The sequence below is a fragment of the Nostoc sp. ChiQUE02 genome (genome assembly GCF_034531305.2).
In the GTDB taxonomy this organism is placed as follows: domain Bacteria; phylum Cyanobacteriota; class Cyanobacteriia; order Cyanobacteriales; family Nostocaceae; genus Nostoc.
Genome location: NZ_JAVRBN020000006.1, coordinates 83,240 through 104,721, shown reverse-complemented (window position 1 = coordinate 104,721; position 21,482 = coordinate 83,240). Strand labels below are relative to the sequence as shown.

10 protein-coding genes and 1 pseudogene are annotated in these 21,482 nt (G+C 41.1%); 9 read left to right on the top strand and 2 right to left on the bottom strand.

The annotated features are described in order from the left end of the window. Positions 1-187: 187 nt before the first annotated feature. From RM347_RS08340 to RM347_RS08325, 4 genes and pseudogenes are all read left to right on the top strand, one after another. A pseudogene (locus RM347_RS08340) lies at positions 188-2,376 on the top strand (filamentous hemagglutinin N-terminal domain-containing protein). 116 nt (positions 2,377-2,492) lie between these two features. After that, positions 2,493-5,903: a filamentous hemagglutinin N-terminal domain-containing protein gene (locus tag RM347_RS08335; RefSeq protein ID WP_322719984.1), complete on the top strand. Its 3,411-nt coding sequence runs from the start codon at positions 2,493-2,495 to the stop codon at positions 5,901-5,903. A gap of 186 nt (positions 5,904-6,089) precedes the next feature. Next, complete coding sequence (locus tag RM347_RS08330) at positions 6,090-6,374, top strand: BrnT family toxin (protein ID WP_322719985.1); 285 nt, start codon at positions 6,090-6,092, stop codon at positions 6,372-6,374. Continuing rightward, positions 6,349-6,600: a BrnA antitoxin family protein gene (locus tag RM347_RS08325; protein WP_322719986.1), complete on the top strand. Its 252-nt coding sequence runs from the start codon at positions 6,349-6,351 to the stop codon at positions 6,598-6,600. Before RM347_RS08330 ends, RM347_RS08325 begins: the two co-directional genes overlap by 26 nt. Before the next feature lie 156 nt (positions 6,601-6,756). Here RM347_RS08325 and RM347_RS08320 read toward each other — a convergent pair whose 3' ends face one another. Next, positions 6,757-9,444: a CHAT domain-containing protein gene (locus RM347_RS08320; protein WP_322719987.1), complete on the bottom strand. Its 2,688-nt coding sequence runs from the start codon at positions 9,442-9,444 to the stop codon at positions 6,757-6,759. A gap of 464 nt (positions 9,445-9,908) precedes the next feature. Here RM347_RS08320 and RM347_RS08315 point away from each other — a divergent pair, with 464 nt between their 5' ends. From RM347_RS08315 to RM347_RS08305, 3 genes are all read left to right on the top strand, one after another. Further along, positions 9,909-10,463, top strand: coding sequence for a hypothetical protein (locus tag RM347_RS08315; RefSeq protein WP_322719988.1), 555 nt, complete (start codon positions 9,909-9,911; stop codon positions 10,461-10,463). Between the two features lie 441 nt (positions 10,464-10,904). Next, on the top strand, positions 10,905-12,632 hold the full coding sequence (locus RM347_RS08310) for a ShlB/FhaC/HecB family hemolysin secretion/activation protein (protein WP_322719989.1): 1,728 nt from the start codon (positions 10,905-10,907) through the stop codon (positions 12,630-12,632). Between the two features lie 76 nt (positions 12,633-12,708). Then, entirely contained in the window at positions 12,709-13,050 is a 342-nt protein-coding gene (locus RM347_RS08305; protein WP_322719990.1) for a hypothetical protein, read from the top strand. Positions 13,051-13,550: 500 nt separating this feature from the next. Here the strand turns inward: RM347_RS08305 and RM347_RS08300 are convergent, their stop codons facing one another. Continuing rightward, on the bottom strand, positions 13,551-17,738 hold the full coding sequence (locus tag RM347_RS08300) for a beta strand repeat-containing protein (protein WP_428850529.1): 4,188 nt from the start codon (positions 17,736-17,738) through the stop codon (positions 13,551-13,553). A 409-nt stretch (positions 17,739-18,147) separates the two neighbouring features. Here RM347_RS08300 and RM347_RS08295 point away from each other — a divergent pair, with 409 nt between their 5' ends. Both RM347_RS08295 and RM347_RS08290 read left to right on the top strand, forming a co-directional pair. Beyond that, a complete protein-coding gene (locus RM347_RS08295) occupies positions 18,148-20,409 on the top strand; it encodes a M10 family metallopeptidase (RefSeq protein ID WP_322719992.1) in 2,262 nt (753 codons plus the stop codon). Between the two features lie 431 nt (positions 20,410-20,840). After that, on the top strand, positions 20,841-21,158 hold the full coding sequence (locus tag RM347_RS08290; protein ID WP_322719993.1) for a hypothetical protein: 318 nt from the start codon (positions 20,841-20,843) through the stop codon (positions 21,156-21,158). The last annotated feature ends 324 nt before the right edge of the window (positions 21,159-21,482 follow it).

Sequence of the window (21,482 nt, the reverse complement as noted above, 5' to 3'; positions counted from 1 at the left end):
AAAAGGAGAGGCTTTGAATCTTACTCCCCTTCCCTGCAAGGGAAGGGGCTGGGGGTTAGGTCTGTATTAAACAACTAAGAACCGCTATAGTTGAATAGAAATGGTGAAAATTTGGCGGTTTGCTGTTACGAGATGGGTGGGATGCGTGGGACCGTTAGTGGAGCTTACCGTAAGTATCGCAGTTTCTATTCATCCTAGTTTTGCTCAGTTAACTCCCGATAACAGCCTGGGAAAAGAGCGATCGCAAGTCATTCCTTTTGATCAAAAAAATGACATCATCGATGGCGGTGCGGCTCGTGGCATCAACTTATTTCACAGTTTTCAAGATTTTAACGTCGGTGATGGTCGAGGTGTTTACTTCGCCAATCCAGAAGGGATAACAAATATCTTTTCTCGCGTTACTGGCGGAAACTCATCAAATATTTTCGGGACATTGGGGGTATTAGGTAATGCGAATTTGTTTTTGCTAAATCCCAATGGGATTGTATTTGGGAAAAATGCCAGTTTAGATTTGCAAGGTTCTTTTTCAGGGACGACAGCAAATAGTTTAGTCTTTCCTAATGGAGTAGAATTTAGCGCTACAAATCCCCAAGCACCACCTTTGTTGGCTATTAATGTACCAATTGGCTTACAGTTTGGTTCGCAACCTGGAAGTATTACTAGTCAAGCAGTAATTCGGAATTCTCAAGGAAATGCTGTTGGTGGTTTGGGTGTTGGCTCTGGCAGCACTCTAGCACTTATGGGCGGTGAAATTGCCTTGGATGGTAGTTTTTTGTTTACTCAAAATGGACAAGTGAAATTGGGCGCAGTCGGTGAAGATACAACCGTTGGGCTAAATGTCGATGGCTCCTCCTTGGGTTTTAATTTACCAGAAAATTTCGGACGCGCACCCATCAACTTAACGAATGGTAGCTTTATTCTTGCAATTGGAAATAGTGCAATTGAACTATTTGGGGGAGATATTGGGCTAAACAGTTCATTTCTTTTCGGTAACAATGGCGGCTCAATTATTGTTGATGCAACTCAACTTAGTTTGGATAACAACTCTGGAATTCAAAGCGGTACTTTTGGTGCAGCGAAGGGGGGTGATATTCAAATTCAAGTCAGCGATGCATTAACTCTCGCTAACAGCAGTCGGATTTTATCCGCTAGCAGCGCTTCTGCTACGGGTGCGGGTGGTGATGTTACTATCAATGCCGGGAAAATCACAACTACCGGAGATGGAACACCAGAAAATAGCGGTGGTATCTCTACGTTTAGCAGTGGAAAAGGCAATGGAGGGAACCTCACTTTAAATGCTACGGAGTCGGTTAACGTCAATGACAGCTTTGTCTCTGTTATATCAGGAGGTGCAGGTAATGCAGGAAACTTGACAGTGCGAGCTACAGATGCTGTCAATATCACTAACCAAGCTTCTTTAAGACTCGGAAGCTTGAGTTCGGGTTCAACAGGTAATCTGCGGATTGAAACGGGCACTTTGCGAGTTCAAAACAATTTCCTAGGGGGGGGAGTGACAGCACTTTCATCTGGTGGTGGAAGTGTCGGTTCTATTTCCATTCAGGCTCGGAATGCGGTTGAGGTGACTCAAAGTAATATATCTACAGGTATTGTTACACCATTTGGAAGTAAAACTCAAGCAACAGCAGGGGATATTACTATTGAAACCCAGCGACTCAATCTCAAAGATGGGGGTTATCTCAGTACAGATACTTTTAGCAGTGCAAATGCAGCTAACACGCTTCTTTCACAAATGCAGGTAATGGTGGTGACATCAACCTCGATATTGCTGATTTATTATTTTTGCGTGGTGGCGGTTTAATTTCAACCACCGCAGGTAGAGCACAAGCTGGTGGCGATGGCGGTAATATCAACATCAACTCTAAATTTATCGTCGCCATCCCCGAAGAAAACAGCGACATCAGCGCCAATGCATACACTGGTTCTGGTGGGAAAGTCCAAATCAACTCGCAAGGTATCTTCGGTATTGAGTCGCGGACAAAGCCAACTGAAAAAAGCGATATTACTGCAAGTTCTCAATTAGGCGTTTCAGGTATAACAAATATTAACGCACCTGATACCAGTTCCATTCAAAACAGCTTCACTGGAGCATCTCCAAACGTCATTGACACCAATGCACTCATCGCCAATAGTTGCATTTCACGCAGTTCCAAGCAAGGTGGTACATTCTTCATCACTGGTTCTGGCGCTTTACGTAATAGTCCAGGGAATGGATTAATTTCTAGCTATTCGACTGGTGAAGTGCGTAATATTGAACCAACATTGCAGACTTGGAAAAAAGGCGATGCAATAGTTGAACCTCAAGGGCTTTATCGACTTGCTGACGGACGTTTAATACTCAGTCGAGAATGTCATTAAAAAAGAACTCTTAATAGGAAGCTTAAAGGCCTTCTAGGGTCGGCACGAGTGTCATGTCAGCTAACGTTACCTGAAAGAAAGACAATTGTCTAAAGTTTTCTTAACTGATATCAAAAATGACCTTTAAAATCCATCCAGCACAAAATAGGCAATTATTACCAAACAAAGGCGCAGAAGTTATGGTGAAAATTTTGCAATTCGCTCTCACAGGATGGTTGGGATGCGTGGGAGTAATTGCAGTTTCTATTCATCCTACTCTTGCTCAGTTAACTCCCGATAATAGCCTGGGGAAAGAGCGATCGCAAGTTATACCTTTTGATCAAAAAAATGACATCATCGATGGCGGTGCGGCTCGTGGCACGAACCTATTTCACAGCTTTCAAGATTTTAACGTCGGTGTTGGTCGAGGCGTTTATTTCGCCAATCCAGACGGGATAACAAATATTTTTTCTCGCGTTACTGGCGGTAACTCATCAAATATTTTCGGAAGATTGGGTGTATTAGGTGATGCAAATTTGTTTTTGCTAAATCCAAATGGCATTGTGTTTGGTAAAAATGCCAGTTTAGATATACAAGGTTCTTTTTTGGGAACAACAGCAAATAGTTTAGTCTTTCCTAATGGGATAGAATTTAGCGCCACAAATCCCCAAGCACCGCCGTTATTAGCTATCAATGTACCTGTTGGCTTGCAGTTTGGTTCACAACCTGGAAGTATTGCTAGCCAAGCAGTGATTCGGGATTCAAGGGGAAATGCTGTTGATGCTTTACGTGTTGGCTCTGGTAGCACACTAGCACTTATGGGCGGTGAAATTACCTTGGATGGTAGTTATTTGTTTACTCAAAATGGACAAGTGAAATTGGGAGCAGTCACTGGAGATACAACTGTTGGGCTAAATGTCAATGGCTCCTCATTGGGTTTTCAGTTTCCAGAAAATTTCGGACGCGCACCCATCAACTTAACAAATAGTAGCTTCATCGTTGCAAGTGGCAATAGTGCAATTGAACTATTTGGGGGTCAGATTGGCTTAAATAGTTCATTTATTTTCGGTAGCAATGGCGGCTCAATTTTTGTTGATGCAACTCAACTTAATTTAGATAACGGCGCTGGAATTCAGAGTGCTACTTCTGGTGTAGCGAAAGGTGGTGATATTCAAATTCAAGCTAGCGATGCAGTAACTCTTGCTAACAGCAGTCTGATTTTATCTGCTAGCAGCGCTTCAGCCACAGGTGCGGGTGGTGATGTTAGCATCAATGCTGGGAAAATTACAATTACCGGAGATGGAATAGCAGAAAATAGCGGTATTCTCTCTGCATTGAGTTTTGGTCAAGGCAGTGGAGGGAACCTGACTTTAAATGCTATGGACTCGGTTAATATCAATGGTGGCTTTGTCTCTGTTGGGTCTGGAGGTGCAGGTAACGCCGGGAACTTGACAATACGAGCTACAGATGCGGTCAATATCACTAACCAAGCTACTTTAGGACTCCTAAGCTCGAGTTCGGGTTCAACAGGTAATCTGCGGATTGAAACGGGTACTTTCCGAGTCCAAAATAATTTCCCAACAGGGGGAGTGACAGCATTTACATCTGGTGGTGGAAGTGTCGGTTCTATTTCCATTCAGGCTCGGAATGCGGTTGAGGTAACTCAAAGTCAGATATCTACAGGTATTGTTACACCACGCGGAAGTACAACTCAAGCAACAGCAGGGGATATTACCATTGAAACCCAGCGACTCAATCTCAAAGATGGGGGTTATATCAGTACAGATACTTCTAGCAGTGCAAATGCAGCTAACATTTTTATTAAAGCTAGTGAATACGTAGAGATTAGCGGTTTCTCTAGCAAAGTATCAAGCAGTACATCTTCTGGCTCAGGAAATGGAGGTAATGTAGCGATTGAAACACCGCGAGTCACTGTCAGTCAAGGAGGATATATAAGCAGCACATCCCTTGAAAGCAGTGGCAATGCCGGGAATATTACTATCCGCGCCAAAGATGTAGAATTGGATGGGTTTATTTTCGTACCTAAAGAACAGTTTTTGGCTAGACTAGACCAAGCTGCGGAAGAATTTTTGTCTGAGCCTCTAACACAAGAAATTCTGTCTCGGTTCGGGGGTTTTTATGAGATAAGTAACTTATCCTCGAATGTTCAGGGAAGTAATACCGATGTCCGAGGTGGCACAATAACTATTGATACAGAACGCTTGCGGTTGAGTAATGGTGGAAATATATCAACCTCAGTGTTATTGGGACAGGGACAAGGGGGTAATTTGGTGGTTCATGCCACTGATTCTATTGATATTACTGGGGTTGGTGGAGAAGGATTAAATGGTTCAGCACCATCCGGTTTATTTGCCGAATTGCAAACTGGAGGTATTGGTTCTGGGGGCAGCATTGATGTTACAACAAGACGCTTAAACCTCAGCAATAACGGACAAATTTCTGCCTCCACATTCAATCAAGGTAATGCGGGAAATATTACGATTAATGCCAATCAAATTGATTTACGCGGAAGTAGCAACATCACAACTCAGGTTGACAGTGAAGCTAAAGGCAATGCAGGCAATATCAGCATTAAAACTCAACTATTAAATGTACAAGAAGAATCCCAGATATCATCAGCAACTCAGGGAAATGGAAACGCGGGTAATTTAACAGTACAAGCTGATAACATTATCCTGACTGGTCCAGACAGTGAGTCTGCAACTGGCTTACTATCATCAGTTGACGAAGGGGCTAATGGTAAAGGTGGTGATATAGATATTACTACCAATCGCCTGACTGTACGTGATGATGCTGAAATCGTCTCTGGCAGCCTCGGTACGGGTGACGCTGGAAATATTAGAATTAAGGCTAATTTTCTGGAAGTTATTGGTAAAGGTAGCGGTATTGCTTCTTTCACAAATGCAGGTAATGGTGGTAACATCAACCTCGATATCGCTGATTTATTATTTTTGCGCGATCGCGGTTTAATTTCAACCACCGCAGGTAGGGCACAAGCTGGTGGCGATGGCGGTAATATCAATATCAATTCTAAATTCATCGTCGCCATCCCCGAAGAAAATAGCGATATCAGCGCTAATGCATACACTGGTTCCGGTGGAAGAATTCAAATCAACTCCCAAGGTATCTTCGGTATTGAGTCGCGGACAAAGCCAACTGAAAAAAGCGATATTACTGCAAGTTCCGAATTAGGCGTTTCAGGTACAACAAATATTAACGCACCCGATACCACTTCCATTCAAAATAGCTTCAGTGGAGCATTTCCAAATGTCATTGACACTAATGCACTCATCGCCAATAGTTGCGTTTCGCGCAGTTCCAAACAAAAGGGTACATTCTTCATTACTGGTTCTGGTGGTTTACGTAATAGTCCAGGGGATGGATTAATTTCAAGCTATTCGACTGGTGAGGTGCGTAATGTTGAACCAACACCGCAGACTTGGAAAAAAGGCGATCGCATAATTGAACCACAAGGGCTTTATCGACTTGCTGATGGACGCTTGGTACTCAGTCGAGAATGTCAGTGAAGAGTATAAAACGTAAAATTGCTGATACTTATCATGAGTGGAAGAAATCTGAGGGCAGTTACCAGGACATCAAGGGCTTTTGTAAATCGGCATCCCTGCAATTAAGGAAGCTAATAGACATCTCCAAAGATGCCTACTCAAGATTTTTATATTACACTTGACTCTATATGGATTATGTATATTTGAATGAAATTTGAATGGGACAAAAATAAAAACCAACAAAATATCCAGAAACATGGCATTAGTTTTGAAGAAGCTACAGAAATATTTGCTGGTGTTGTTTTCACCTCAATTGATGAACGGTACGACTATGAAGAAATTCGAGAAATTAGTATAGGCTCAATCCAAGGCGTTGTAATTATTACCGTCGCCCATACAGACAGAAACGGCAACATTCGATTAATCTCTGCCCGAAAAGCCACCCCTAAAGAAAGGAGAACCTACTATGAATATCTCGCCCAATCGACTTAAAGAACTCCAAAATATTCCTGATACAGCGATTGATACTTCAGATATCCCTGAATTAGATCAGCAATTTTGGGAAACAGCCAAAATGGTAAAACCTGTTAGCCAAGAAGCCACATTAATTCAAGTAGATCAAGATATTCTAGATTGGTTTAAAAGCAAAGGAAAAGGCTACCAATCTCTAATTAACTCCGCTCTGCGCTCTTATATTGAGCATAATTCATCGCTATAACGCCCTAGCTTTTTAATAAAAATATCTGCCCGTAATCACCCTAACTTGATATGATAGGTTGCTAGATCCCCGATTTTTTTGAGAAGTCGGGGATCTGAATTCACTGTTCTTATTAGCTTTCCAAATCTCATGCAAAGTCAGAGGGATCTGTAGCTTTCAAAGCCAATTACCGATCGCAATCATTGTTGCCCAATACGCAGGATTTTCATAGCTGGGATTTATACCTTGCGATTGCGGTAATTCCTTAGCATGAATCATTCTAATTTGGGCTTTTTGCAATGCCTCTGCAATACTCATGCCAGCGTTGCGATAGTTGGTGTAAAATGTTTTGACTAGTTCGGATGTCGATTGATCGCTGACACTCCACAAAGATGCGATCGCACTTTTAACCCCAACTTGCAATGCAACTCCAGCTAATCCTAGTGTGGCCCGGTCGTCGCCAACTGCGGTTTCACATGCAGTCAAGGTGAGTAGTTCGACACCATCTGATTTGCTGTTGAGGTTTCGCAGTGAGTTTTCTAATTGGCTGATGGTAAGTTTTTGGTTTTTGCCTGTGACAATGAAGGTGTCTTCAGGAATGATGCCAAATTGAGCATGACTAGCTATGTGGACAATGGGATATGTGGTTTTGTCAAGTGTCTGCTGAAAACTTTCGGGGAAAAAGTCTTTATCAATGAGGTCGGTATGATTAGGAAATATACTTTCAACCGCACTGATTTCATCGGGAACAGCAAAAAGTTGATCAAAAGTCTTGCCGTCGATTGTGGATTTTTCCGTTAAACCTAAAATTAACGCTTTTTGTGTACTGCGATCGCGGACTTTAGGTGTGGTAAGTCGTAAACTGGGAGTTGTAGCAATTGCGTAGGTTTCGACTAAATATTTCTGTTGTTGACTGTCATAAAGTGCTGCCATTGGAACGCTACGCAAAAACCCATCCTGAATAAATACCAGGGTTTTGACTTTCTCCGGTTTGATATCTTCAGCAAACGGGCGAATTATCCAATCATAAAGCTGTGCCGCAGTTGTTGTATCGTAGCTAAATTCTTCTTTGCCTTTAATTAATCCTGTGCGAAACTCGGCAATTTTTTTCTGTAGCTTGTCGCTGCTAACTATTTTGTTTGTACCTTCTTGATTGGGGTCTTCAATCCACTTAAATTTAGTTGTCTGATTGGGTAACTGCAATAATAGCCCGGTTTTGCCCTCTAAAATTATGGAACTCAAAAACCCAGTATTCTGAAACGCTACACTATTATCCTTGAGGACTTCTCCCACCTGTTTGGGATTCAAGGCACTTAAAATGCAATCATTACCAAAATAATTTTGTAATTCTGCTAGTTTTAAAGCATCAATGGTTTTAACTACTGCCGATAATTCCTTCGCACGTCGTTCATCGGCAATTGCCCCAACTCCTAGCAAATCGAGCCGCGACTGTGCCAATGTCTGGTACAATGGTCGCACAACATCGCGGAAGTCAAACTGTACATCCCGTTCGGCGGTCAAAATATCGCTGCGGATATCTTCCAGGGTATCAAATGCTCGTTGATAAGATGCGATCGCTTCTTCTTTTCGCTTCTCTTTATCTAAAATGCGTCCGGCTTGCCACTCCCACAAATACAAGCTATCTTTTGCACTCAATTTGTTATCTGCTGCAATGATCGCAGCTTGGGTATATTTTAATGCTTTTTCATTCTTTAACGCTTTTTCATTCTCTGGGCTACATTCCCAGAAATGACCCAAAGCACCATTAGAATAAGAAATTAAACGATTATCTTGTAATTTTTTACTTGTTAATACTGAGTTTTCGAGCAAATTTAATGCTTCGTTATTAGATAAAACCCGCTGAGTTGGACAGTAGGTAAAGGGTGAAGTTCCTTTAGCATCGCGCTGCAAGTATGCTAAATCAATTGCCCCATAGAGTTTTGTGGCTGAATCGGGCAAACCTTTAAGAACTTTTAAAGCATCTTTAATAGTTGTATTAAACTCATCATCATTAATAAATTTGCTCTTATTTGTCTGGGAACCCAACTGAATTAAATTTAATAATCCCCGCATCTCTGCTAAAGCTTGTTTTTCATTGCGGGCGAATCTTATACTATCCTGAAAATATTGATAAGCTCTGTTGTAGTCTTCTACGGACTTTTTAGTAAATTCTTGTTCTTTACTAAAAATACCAGCCTTATTTGCAGAATCGGCTTGTAACTCTCGTAATTGACCGCGACTTTTGTAAGCATTACCCAAACTATTAAACACCAAAAATTTATATTCTGGAGTAACTTGTTGCGCTGCATCTAAATACTTAATTGCTTGGTCGTAACTTCCGATTAAGCGATATGCTTCACCGAGAATGCCCAAAGCCGCAACCTGACCGCGTTTGTCGTTGTATTTGGTGGCAATTTGTTCAGCACTTTCTGGAGTGCATTTTATTTCCTGACTTGGTTGATTTTCATAGGTTTTTGACTTATTTACCAGTTGACCACACAAAAGTGCGATCGCTTTGCGGGGTTGTCCCAAATTGCTGTAAACTTGGGCAAGTTCTGACTTCATGCGTCCAACTTGCTGGATATTTTCTACCGCGCCATAGTCACGAATTGCCGCAGATAAGGATGTAATTGCTGCTTTGTTTTCTCCTACTTGTTGGTAAGCACGCGCCAAATTTTCATTTACAACCGCCGTAACTGACGGATTATTTTTATCTTGATTTAATGCCTCTTGCCAATTTCTGATCGCATTAAAAAAATTTCCGGCGTTATAGTCTTTAATTCCTTGTTCAACTAGTGCAGTGGCATTTGGCGTTTGTGCAGATACAACTTGCCCAAACAAAAGACATATTAATAATGTTGTCAAAAATAATACTTGAATCAATCTGTGATGCCTGTTTGGTTTTTGCTGTTGCTGAGTAGAGAAATAAATTAGCATCTTGCAAAGGTTTCCGACCTTAAACAATATCTGCATCCATCGACGTGCAGAGAGTAATGTTGTGAAATATTTATTTTTTATTTTCATATTTCTACACATAGAGAAAATAGTTATTTAGCTTTTATTGTTTAAATTACCAGAAATCAGCAGAAAAAACTGAAACTTTCAAAAGTGTGCAGTTTTCTGCAAAATGGGACGCACCATCATGCGATCGCACAATACAAATTATGCAACTATATATGCATAAATGGTGAATGCATTACTTAGTCATCTCCCTTAGTCTGAGTATTAAAGAAACGGTTAATGAATCGAAAAACAGCAAAAATCATCAATTCATCAACCGTTACTGATGAAATTATCATTATTTTTTAACTCAGATTCAGAGGTAAATTATGTTTTCTCAACTAGTTTGCAACACAGTTTTAGCTACATCTTTGACATTTCCGAATTTTAAACAAACCACTTCAATTGCAATTTTAGTAGCTGGAATTGGATTGTTTGGTATTAAGTCAGCAGATGCCAGAAATGCCTTAGTACAAACATCAGATGTTTCTCAAGCTTCATCTTATGCGATCGCGCAGCTCGTAGATGCAAATTCTCCGATTTACGGAAGTTGGAAGCTAAGATATAGCATTGATGGAGTCGTCTATCAAAGCGTGCTGGTAATGAGCGGATATTCTGGAGTGATGAGAACTAGATATTTTGACTCTAGAATAAATCAGAAGCAGGTTGTAGACCAGGAAATTAGCCTCAAGTCTTCTTCTCAAGGATTAGTTTTATTGGGATATAACCCAGTTTATCCTGGAACTTCCAGAAGACACCCTACTTATGCTGCTGATAACTTTCTGTTTTCTGTTGAGCCTGATGGTTCAGTAATAGCGTATACTTGCGATGATCTACAACAATGTTCAAGTGTAGATGTGGAAAGTATATTGTCCCAATCTTAAATAAAGATAGCGTAAATTTTCTGGCTTTCAAGTTCCCTAGTGGTTAGCGAACTGACAAGTCAGCGCTTGCGCTATCCCGTCTTTTTTTATTACTGCATTTATTGTCTTATTTATCAAGATTAAAATGACCGAATCAGATTTTGATGATTGCACCTTTATGCAATCATCAAGCAAACTATTATGGTATTTTAATTAAGTGATAATACTCATTACATATAGGACTATATTTTGATTGTTGAAAACATACTGAGCTGGAAAAGCCTGTTTTGTCAAGGTTCCATCTTAAATAATTTCACAAATCAGATAGGATTCCTATATCTAATCATTAATGCGATCGCTAAATCAGTGGGTGGGAATAAATAGAACTATATTACTAAGCATAAGTATACATAAAACCCCTACAAATGACAAATGACGACTTTTACAAACAGTAGATAAACAATGGGTTCCTACCTCCGATTTCAACAGCTTTTTTTCATATTGTTTTCCTGCATTAGCATCACTCCACTCGCAGTATTTGCACAATCGACACCCCCATCTGGAGTAACAATTCCCCCTGATATTCCAGGGAAAGTGGAAGAAACTATTCCTCAACCATCACCATCACCAACTATTCCTCCCACACCATCTGCACCAACTGACCGCATACTTCCATCACCGCAACAGGAAAATCTACCCGATACCACCTTTCCTAGCGGTGAAAGTTTCTTTGTCAAAGAAATTCAAGTCACAGGATACTCTGTTTTAGAAGATGAAATCATCGCGTTAAAACGGCCCTTAGAAAATAAAGAAATCACATTTGAGCAGTTATTGCAACTGCGATCGCAAATTACTAAACTCTATGTTGATAATGGCTATATTACCAGTGGCGCATTTATTCCCAATAATCAAGATATCGCTAGCGGTGTCGTGCAAATCCAAATTGTGGAAGGCGAACTTGAAGGAATTTCCATTTTAGGGTTAGAAAGATTGCAAATTGCATACGTGCGTTCCCGGATTGCACGGCTGGCGGGTAAGCCTTTAAACCAAAAACGTCTCGAACAAGCACTGCAATTATTACAACTTGACCCCGTGATTGAACGAGTTAATGCTGAGTTAACCGCAGGTAGCACTCCCGGAAGTAATATTTTACAGGTGACAATTACCGAATCGCCACCATTCCACGCTGGGGTTGTCTTTGCAAATAACCAATCACCTAGTGTTGGTTCAGAACAAGGGAATGTTTTTATTGCTCACGATAATTTCTTAGGGTTTGGGGATAAATTCAATGCTGAATATGCTGGTAGTGAAGGTTTAGACATTTACAATATCGGTTATTCTATTCCCTTTAACGCCCTAGATGGAACGATTGGTGTCCGCTACAGCAACAGTGCTAGCCGGATTATTGAAAGTGAATTTCGTGACTTAAATATCCGCAGCGAAGCCGAAACCCTTTCATTTAACGTCCGTCAACCGTTAATCCACACACCAAATAACGAATTTGCTCTAGGTTTGGCATTCGATTTACGGCGCAGTCAAACCTTCATCCTCAATGATATTCCCTTCTCCTTTACTGAAGGGCCCGAAGATGGGAAATCAAGAGTTACAGTAATTCGCTTTTCCCAAGATTGGTTACAACGTAATGCTAACAGTGTTTTAGCAGCGCGATCGCAATTTAGTTTTGGCATTGATGCAATTGATGCAACCGTCAACGATAGCGGTACTGACGGGCGTTTTTTCTCTTGGGTGGGACAATTTCAATGGGTACAACGGCTATCTCCCCGCATCTTGATGCTGGCTAAAGTTAACACTCAACTTACTCCTGATTCCTTACTTTCGTTGGAAAAAATTAGTATTGGCGGAGTTGATACAGTGCGCGGCTATAGTCAAAATCAACTTGTTGCTGACAATGGAGTAGTTGGAGGTGTAGAAGTTCGTATTCCCCTAGCATCAAATGTGGAAACATTACAGCTAATACCATTTTTTGATATCGGTACAGCTTGGAACAATCGCGGTGTTAATGCCGACCCGCAAACTATAGCTAGTCTGGGGTTGGGCTTAAACTGGCAACCTTTTAACGGTTTGGTATTGCGTGCAGACTATGGTATACCATTGATGGGCACAAGCGATCGCGGTACTTCACTGCAAGATAATGGCTTTAATTTTTCAGTCCGTTATCAACCGTTTTAATATTATAACGATTCTCATTTGAATGAGTTATCACAGGTAGGGGCGCACAGCTAGCTGTGCGTCCTTATCAGGATATATGTTTATCAGCAAATTTCTCTGTTTTGCCTTCCCTGTAGCGACTTCTGTCTTCCCTGTAGCGACTTCTGCCTTCCCTGTAGCGACTTCTGCCTTCCCTGTAGCGGCTTCTGTCTTCCCTGTAGCGGCTTCTGTCTTCCCTGTAGCGGCTTCTGGCTTCCCTGTAGCGACTTCTGTCTTCCCTGTAGCGACTTCTGTCTTCCCTGTAGCGACTTCTGTCTTCCTTGTAGCGACTTCTGCCTTCCCTGTAGCAACTCAAACATCCTCTAAAAGCGATGTCTACAACGGGCTACGCCTACGCAAGCGTACTGTGCGTAAAAGCGTGGTTGTTCCTATTAGCTGAATTGTGTCTGATGAAAGACTTACAGCAGAATTCAGAAGTAAAACAGGCTTGACGCCAGGGTTTGGGACTTAGATTAGACCTCTTGTAAAAGTTACTTTTGGAAGAGGCAGGGAAAAGGAAAGTTCCATTCCTTTCCCCCTTACCCTTTTCCCCACTTCTGCAAGAAGTCTGCAAAAGTCCCTAACACCCCTCCCTGCTTGCGGGGCTACGGTGTACACACAAGTCACCAGTTTTATCCCAATATGCTTGGGATAAGCCAGAAACCCCTCATGTAGAGACGCGATTTATCTCATGTAGAGACGCGATTTATCGCGTCTAAAAAACTGACACGTTAGAGAGACGCGATTTATCGCCGTCTCTACAAAGAATGGACTCGTCAATTATTCCTTGACAGACTACTATTTCCGACTTGTGTATACACGGTAGGCTCTTCGGGAGGAGAGACAAAGCGTAACTTTGGCGGGGTGGGGTTCTTATTTTTGATTTATGCAAGAAGTCTATTAATTAGAACATTCTCGACTCAATAGCAACTGCCCATTATTCAGCCGATATAATCCTTGTGGTTCAATAATTGGGTCGCCTTTCTTCCAGGGACGGGATGTAGTTTCGACACCTCTCACTTCACCAGTTGTATAGTTAGAAACCAAAACCCCAGGACGATTAGTAGTCAAAGCACCAGAACCCGTGATGGTAAAAGAGTTTTCTTGTCGTTTAGTACCGCGTGAAATGCAGCTATTAGCGATGAGTGCATTGGTGTCAATGACTGGAGGTAATTCGGTGAAGCTGTTTAGGATGGAACTAGTATCGGGTGCGTTAATGTTGATTACGCCTGAAACGCCAAGTTCAGAACTGGCTGTAATATCACTTTTCTCGGTTGCCTTTGGACGCGACTCGATACCAAAGACACCTTGCGAGTTAATTTTGACGTTTCCACCTGTTCCTGTGAAGGCATCGGCTGCGATGTCGCTATTTTCTTTGGGGATGGCGATGATAAATCTTGAATTGATATCGATGTTACCACCATCGCCACCTGATTGCGCTGTACCTGCGGTGGTTGAAATTCTGCTACTATTACGCAATAGTAAGCGATCGCTAGCAGTTAAATTAATATTTCCACCATCACCAGAGTTGGTGGTTGCTGTAATAAATCCTTGGTTATCAAGTGTTGTAGAACCAGAATTAATATTAATATCTCCAGCTTTCCCTTGCCCCACACTGCTGGTACTTAGTCGCCCAGCATTACTCAAATATAAAGAATCTGTTGTCAGATAAATATTACCTCCATTGCCCACAGCTGTTGGATTGACTGTACTAAAAACACCGCTAGAAAAACTTGTGGTGCTAACACCGTCAATTAAAATGCGATCGCGTGCATCAATGGTAATATTACCCCCATCGCCTCTAGAATAAGTACCAGCATTGACTATTCCCCCATTAGTTAAAAATAAAGAATCTGTTGTCAGGTTAATATTGCCTCCCCTACCTTCATCTTCACCTTGGAAGGTAGTAAAAACACCGCTTAAGCTTCCATTACTACCGACACCATCAATACCAATAGCATCGCCAGCATTAACTATAATGTCACCAGCATTACCTTTACCGAAAGTGGTAGCAGCAAGTTGTCCACCGTTGCTTAGTTTTAAAAAGTTGGTTGTTATTTGAATATCCCCGCCTTTGCCAACACCTCCATCGTCTAAAAAACTAAAAGCGCCACTTGTGTTATTTCCACTAACACCATCGATAATCACAGCATCGCGGGTATCAATGTTTATATTTCCAGCATTCCGGTTTGCAGAAGTGCGAATTACACCGCCATTTTTTAAGGTCAGCGTTCCTGTTTTAACCTCGATATTTCCACCATTCCCGCTTCCATTAGCAAAGGTATATGCCCCAGTGAAAGAGTTTTTAGCATTGGTTCCGTCAAAAGTAACGGCATCGCGCGTATCGATAAAGATATTACCACCATTACCTTGACCGTCACTAAAAGCGCCGAGTGTACCATTATTTTTTACAAATAATTCTCTAGCGTTGATGCGGATATTTCCAGCCTTACCCGTGCTATTGTTTAGCGCATTAGTGCCTACGGAAGTAAGTAAACCATTTTCTCCACTATCAAAAGTTACTGTATCGCCGACATTGATGGTGATATTGCCTCCATTTCCCTGTCCAAGTGTGTTTCCAGAAATGGTTGCACCATTGGTGACAGAAACTGTATCGCGGGCGTTGATGGTGATATTGCCGCCATTTCCCTGTCCATCTGTGTCTCCAGCAATGACTGCACCGTTGGTGACGGAAAGTGACCCTGTTGTAATTTCGATGTCACCTCCTTTACCTTCACCACTCAGCAAGTAACTAAATAAACCGCTAATACCAATTTTGTCAAGACCAAAAGTTCCACCCTTGACGACACCATCAAAAGTTACTCTATCACGAGCATTGATGGTGATATTTCCACCATTACCTTTTCCTTCGCTATGTGAAGAAGATATTCTACCGCCATTTGTGAAAAACAGCGATCCTGTTTCAATTTGAATATTTCCGGCGTTACCATTGTATCCTTCCGTACTGGCACCGCTAGATAAACCACTACCGCCAATTCCATCAAAAGTAATAGTATTGCCAACATCAAGAAAGATATTACCTCCAGTTCCTTGTCCACCGTTGCTAGCATTTAATCGGCCGCCATCTTTCAGTAGGAAATTACTTGCAGTTATGCGAATATCACCACCATTACCTATCGCGTTATTAATACCGAAATTTGATACTGTACTGCCGGATTTCATTCTGCCTCCAAAACCTGAAAATGTCACATTATCGCGGGCATTAATAGTGATATTCCCTGCATTACCGACTCCACCAGTAAAGCTAGATATTTCGGCACCATTAGTAACAGAAAGTGATCCTGTAGTAACTTGAATGTTTCCTGCTTTCCCAACACCTCCAATGTTTAAATCGCTTTGCAAACCACTAAGCGAATCATAATCCAAGTTATTAAGGTCAAACTTACCCGCGTCAATAAAAACGCCATCTAGCTTAACATTATCAGAGGCTTCGACGGTAATATTTCCGGTATTACCTTGTCCTGATAAATTTGTCGATACTTCACTGCCATTAGTTAACGAGAGTGAACCTGTTTTCAGGTAAATATTTCCTCCGTTACCTACCCCCTCTTGGGACACATTACTACTAACATCGCTCTTAGTATCGAAGACTATATTATCAAGGGCATTAATGCTGATATTCCCAGCGTTTCCTTTGCCAAAGATACTGCTATCAATATCGCCTCCATTGGTAGCTTTTAGCGTACCTGTCGTGATTTGAATATTACCACCATTACCTTGTCCTAAAATACCAGTAGTAACGTAAGCATTATTACTTAGTATAAAAGAGCTAGATTTGATATTTATATTACCACCATTACCTGTTGCTTCTGTCAATACAGCGCTACCAATTCCACTAATTAAATCATCTTTTTGACCTGTAACAGTAACAGCTCCTTGAGCATTGATATTTACATTTCCTGCATTACCTTGCCCGTAGAGATTAGCATTGATTTGTCCAGCATTTTGTAACGTCAATGTCCCAGTCGTAATATTGATATCGCCAGCATTACCAAATGCACTTTTTTGCACTATGTTAGCGATGAAACCTTGATCTATTAACGTTGTATCTCCTGTGGCATTAATATTAATATCTCCACCTTTACTATTTGGAGTACCTAAACCTGTATCTATTCCCGCTCTGAGTATGCTTCCCCCTGTTAAATTTACATTTCGAGCTTGAATTTTGATATTACCGCCACCCGCACCGCGAACATTAACTTCTGCGCCATTACTCAACGAAACATCGGCGCGTTTCACATTCTCAGGTATTACTAAACCCAGATTATCACCAGCAAAATTCAATCTCACATTTCCCCGTGCAGCCAAACCTGCTAACTCAACATTTCCGCCATAAGCGCGAATACTCCCACCATCAATATTGATATTTCCACCAACAAGCAGCAAACTTTTACCATCAGCAACTCGCAAACCCGTAACATCTTGTCCAATAAGATTAGTACCTGCGGGTGCTTGCGATTGATTGATGATTCCCCCACTTGCTTGGATTTGATTAAACAGCAATACTGAAGGATTAATAGTCAACAATGGCGCTGCTTGGGGATTTGTGGCACTAAAAACACCTTGATTGCCAAACTGCACACCGTTCGCAGTTGTCCCGACAAACGAACCCTGCATATTTAAACTGGCGTTTTTCCCAAACACAATCCCATTAGGATTTATCAAGAATAAATTGGCATTAGAACCAGCTATACTACCGTTAATAATCTGGAAAGTACCCAGCTTACCCAAAATTTCTGAAGGGTTATTACCTGTCACCCGTGCAAGAATATTTTGAATATCTGCGCTAGGACTGAAAAAATAAGCACTACGTCCCGCGCTGATGTTAAATTCTTGAAAGCTGTGAAAAAGGTTGATTTGGCGAGTTGCACCACCTGTAATTACTTCTATTGGTAGTCCTTGAAAGTTGTCTATAACTTGAGAGGACTCAGACCCAAGTGTGTTATCAGGCACGATATTGCTTTGCTGTGCCTGGGTTTCGCTAGTGAAGAGACTTACACTTGAGCAGCCCAGCAACCCTGCCAATCCAAACTGCAAATACCTGTTTAATCTGTATTTGATCGTCATTGGGTGCGCTTTTATATAGATTACTTGAGTATCTAATAAAACTGCACCCTTGGATAATAAATAAGCAAATATTTATTAATTATGCAGTTTTCTGCAATCAAGCAAGTCAAAACTAATTGCTAACTTTTGCAATGCAACGGGCTAAATTAAAATGCAGTTTTCTGCAATCTTACATACATAACTATGCATATAAGATTGCAGAAAAGGTGAATGAATAATTTTCGTACTTTTTTTATTTTGTATTGTGTGAATGAATTTGTAACTCCAGTTATAGGCATACTCACACTAACACACAAGATGCGAAGCTATAAGGTATTTTACTTCTGCTTGTATTTAGTAAAAACCTAGCTATAAATTCTCAAAACTATTTGAAATAAAATCTCATTCTGATTCTAAAAAGGAGAAACAGATGTCTAATTTTGTTGGTTTTACTGGTGGTGTTGCTAAAACTGGTTCAATCTATGTAGACAGCTTACTATGGGGCAGTCGTTGGAAAATTGAAAATGACAATAGAAAAATTACTTACTCTTTTGTTGATAATAAAACTTGGGATTACTCCTTCGATAATGCTGAAATAAATGCCTTTACTAATGCAGTAAAATCCTGGTCAAATGTGGCTAACTTCCAGCTAGAGTATTCTGGTTTTAATGATTCTCAAGCTGAACTAACATTTCATAGTGTTGATTCTTCTGTTTTGGGTAGTGATGGCGTACTAGGTCAAGCACAGCCACCAGGAGAATTTTCTAGTCTTTTTGGGCAAGGAGATGTTCTAGTTAACTGGGAGTCCTACCTAGGCGATGATGCAGCCCTCTTAGTTGGTAGTTACTACTACTACACTTTTATCCACGAAATTGGTCACGCTTTGGGATTAGCTCATCCTCACGACAATGGAGGAAGTTCTTCAATCTTTCCAGGCGTTGACAATGCTTCAGATGATGGCGACTTAAATCTCAATCAGTTTGTGACGACAATCATGTCTTACAACACTGATAGCAGTTCCTATTCCCCTGGGTACGATGCAAATTGGGGATTTGCTGCGGGGCCAATGGCATTTGATATCGCAGCCATCCAAAATATTTACGGTATCAATCGGACATACAACACGGGTAATAACGTCTATTTGCTTCCATCGTCTAATGGTGTGGGAACTTATTGGTCTTCTATTTGGGATGCAGGCGGAACAGATACCATATCTGGTCAAGGGGCAAGTAATTCGGTCATTATCGACTTGAACAATGCAACTCTGGCGAATAACGACCCTAATGCTGGCGGTTTCATTAGTCAAGTTGTTGGTGTTAAAGGAGGATTTACGATCGCTAACTCCCAAGGAGGTATATCTGTTATTGAAAATGCCATAGGAAGCAACTTTAATGACACTCTTACAGGGAATGAATACAATAATTCTCTTTCTGGACAGGGCGGGAATGATGTCATCAATGGCGGTGCTGGGAATGATACGCTCAATGGTGGTGCTGGCAATAATACGCTCAATGGCGGCACTGGCAACGATCGCTATCTAATCAATAGTGATAATTACTACACTATCACTGAAAACGCTGGTGAAGGCATAGACACAGTTGAGTCTTCCTTTAGCTTTGACTTGGGCCCAGCTTATTTAGAAAAACTTATTCTCACAGGCACATCTGCGATCAACGGCACTGGTAACAGTCTCAACAACACAATTACAGGCAACAGTGCTAACAATAAGCTCAATGGCGGTGCTGGGAATGACACGCTATATGGTGGTGCAGGCAATGATAATCTGATTGGTGATGGGGTTAAGAATCAAACTAAAACCTTTAGCAATAACTCTGCTCTTAGTATCCCTGACTTGTCCACAATTAAATCTAATCTAGCCGTCAGTGGTTTAAGTGGGTCAATTACTGATGTCAACGTCACTTTAGATATTAGCCACAATTGGGATTCTGACTTAGATGTATTCCTGATTAGCCCAACAGGCACTCGCGTTGAGTTGTTTACTGATGTTGGGAGTAGTGGAAGTAATTTTACCAACACGACATTGGATGATGAGGCAGCAACATCAATTACAGTTGGGACTGCCCCTTTTACCGGAACTTTTAAACCAGAAAGGCTGCTATCTGCTTTTGACACTCAAAACCCAAATGGGACTTGGAAACTAGAGGTCACGGATGATGAAAATATAGTTACTGGTACACTCAATAATTGGTCGCTGCAATTGACAACTCAAACAATTGACGTTGGCAACGATCTTCTTGACGGGGGGACGGGGAATGATACCCTGACTGGCGGTGCTGGCAATGACACTCTCAATGGTGGTACGGGGAATGATACCCTAACTGGCGGTGCTGGTAACGATATACTTACAGGTGGTGTGGGAAGCGATCGCTTTACTTTCAACTCTCGCAGTGAAGGAATCGACCAGATCGCTGATTTTAGCGTACTTGATGATACGATTTTTGTCTCTGCGGCTGGTTTTGGTGGAGGGCTAATTGCTGGTGCAGCGATCGCTGCCAATAGTTTTGCGATCGGCACAGCAGCCACTACAAGTAGTCAAAGATTTATTTACAGCACAGGTAATGGTTCTCTCTTCTTCGATCAAGATGGCACAGGAGCGATCGCTAAAATCCAAATTGCTACACTCAATACCGGATTGTCCCTGACTAACGCAGATATTGTCGTTGCTGGTTAGCTATTTTTCAGGGGTTTGTTGGGTTTCACAGCAATGTCTGACGACAAGCCTTACGGCTACACATTTCTGCATTCTCCAGGTATGAAAACTGCACGCAAACAAGCAGAAAAGGTGGATGTGTGACATGAATATGTCGGATATTGTGTAATATCATGTTCGGCTAATTAGTTACAGTTACCACATCTGTGCAAAAATCGGAAAACCCTCTTTTCCCCAGCAAGAACTGCGGTCTTAATGATAAGTCTTTAACCGGACACGATATAACCCCTCTTTTGTTACTTTCGGCAAAGAATAATCTGCGATCCTTGCCCAGAATTGGTTTTACCCATAGAGCTTCCTTTGGAGGTTTCGGTTTAGTTTGCGATCGCTAATATCATATCCTTACAAGTTCATGCCACATTTATTACACGTTTTAGGAGGATGTCAAAACGATGATTATCGTCATGAAATCTGGTTGTCCTCAACAAGAAATTGAATTATTATTCACAGAGCTTTGTCGTTGGAGTATTGTACCAGAAGTGTCTGTTGGTAAAGACAAAGTAGTAATTATTTTAGTTGGCGATACAACGGAAATTGACGCGCAAGAAGTCCAAAACTTAAGCCCTTTTATTGAGCAAGTGCTGCGGATAAATAAGCCATTAAAACGGGCTAGTTTAGAGTTTCGTTATGGTGAAACCAACGATTTAAAGGTGTTTACACCCTCTACACACATTACCTTTGGTCAAGTCAGTCAAGCTTTAAAACTCTAGCCACAATCTCTCACAAATAAGGATACAGTTCGATATTGAATTTTATTGCTGACTTACTTAACTGGATCTAAATTAACAGCCTAGACGTAGCCAAAGGTAGGCATCGCACTTGTAGTTACTGTCTGGATAAAAAATTATTCCTATAGATAGATGCTTTCTTACTATCTATAAATATGAATTTTATTACTAATATAGAAGTATCAAACAAAACTAAATTAATATTTTTAAAAATTAAGTAGGAAAACCGTACTTATCTGATAGGTTTTCTGTACCATATATCTAAGTTTAGCTGGATACAATCAAAATGTAGCTTAAGTAATGCTG

Excerpts from the sequence above, each read along its gene's own strand:
- RM347_RS08335 (WP_322719984.1), top strand. The coding sequence starts at position 2,493 with ATGACCTTTAAAATCCATCCAGCACAAAATAGGCAATTATTACCAAAC.
- RM347_RS08330 (WP_322719985.1), top strand. The coding sequence starts at position 6,090 with ATGAAATTTGAATGGGACAAAAATAAAAACCAACAAAATATCCAGAAA.
- RM347_RS08325 (WP_322719986.1), top strand. The coding sequence starts at position 6,349 with ATGAATATCTCGCCCAATCGACTTAAAGAACTCCAAAATATTCCTGAT.
- RM347_RS08315 (WP_322719988.1), top strand. The coding sequence starts at position 9,909 with ATGTTTTCTCAACTAGTTTGCAACACAGTTTTAGCTACATCTTTGACA.
- RM347_RS08310 (WP_322719989.1), top strand. The coding sequence starts at position 10,905 with ATGGGTTCCTACCTCCGATTTCAACAGCTTTTTTTCATATTGTTTTCC.
- RM347_RS08305 (WP_322719990.1), top strand. The coding sequence starts at position 12,709 with ATGTTTATCAGCAAATTTCTCTGTTTTGCCTTCCCTGTAGCGACTTCT.
- RM347_RS08300 (WP_428850529.1), bottom strand. The coding sequence starts at position 17,738 with ATGACGATCAAATACAGATTAAACAGGTATTTGCAGTTTGGATTGGCA.
- RM347_RS08295 (WP_322719992.1), top strand. The coding sequence starts at position 18,148 with ATGTCTAATTTTGTTGGTTTTACTGGTGGTGTTGCTAAAACTGGTTCA.
- RM347_RS08290 (WP_322719993.1), top strand. The coding sequence starts at position 20,841 with ATGATTATCGTCATGAAATCTGGTTGTCCTCAACAAGAAATTGAATTA.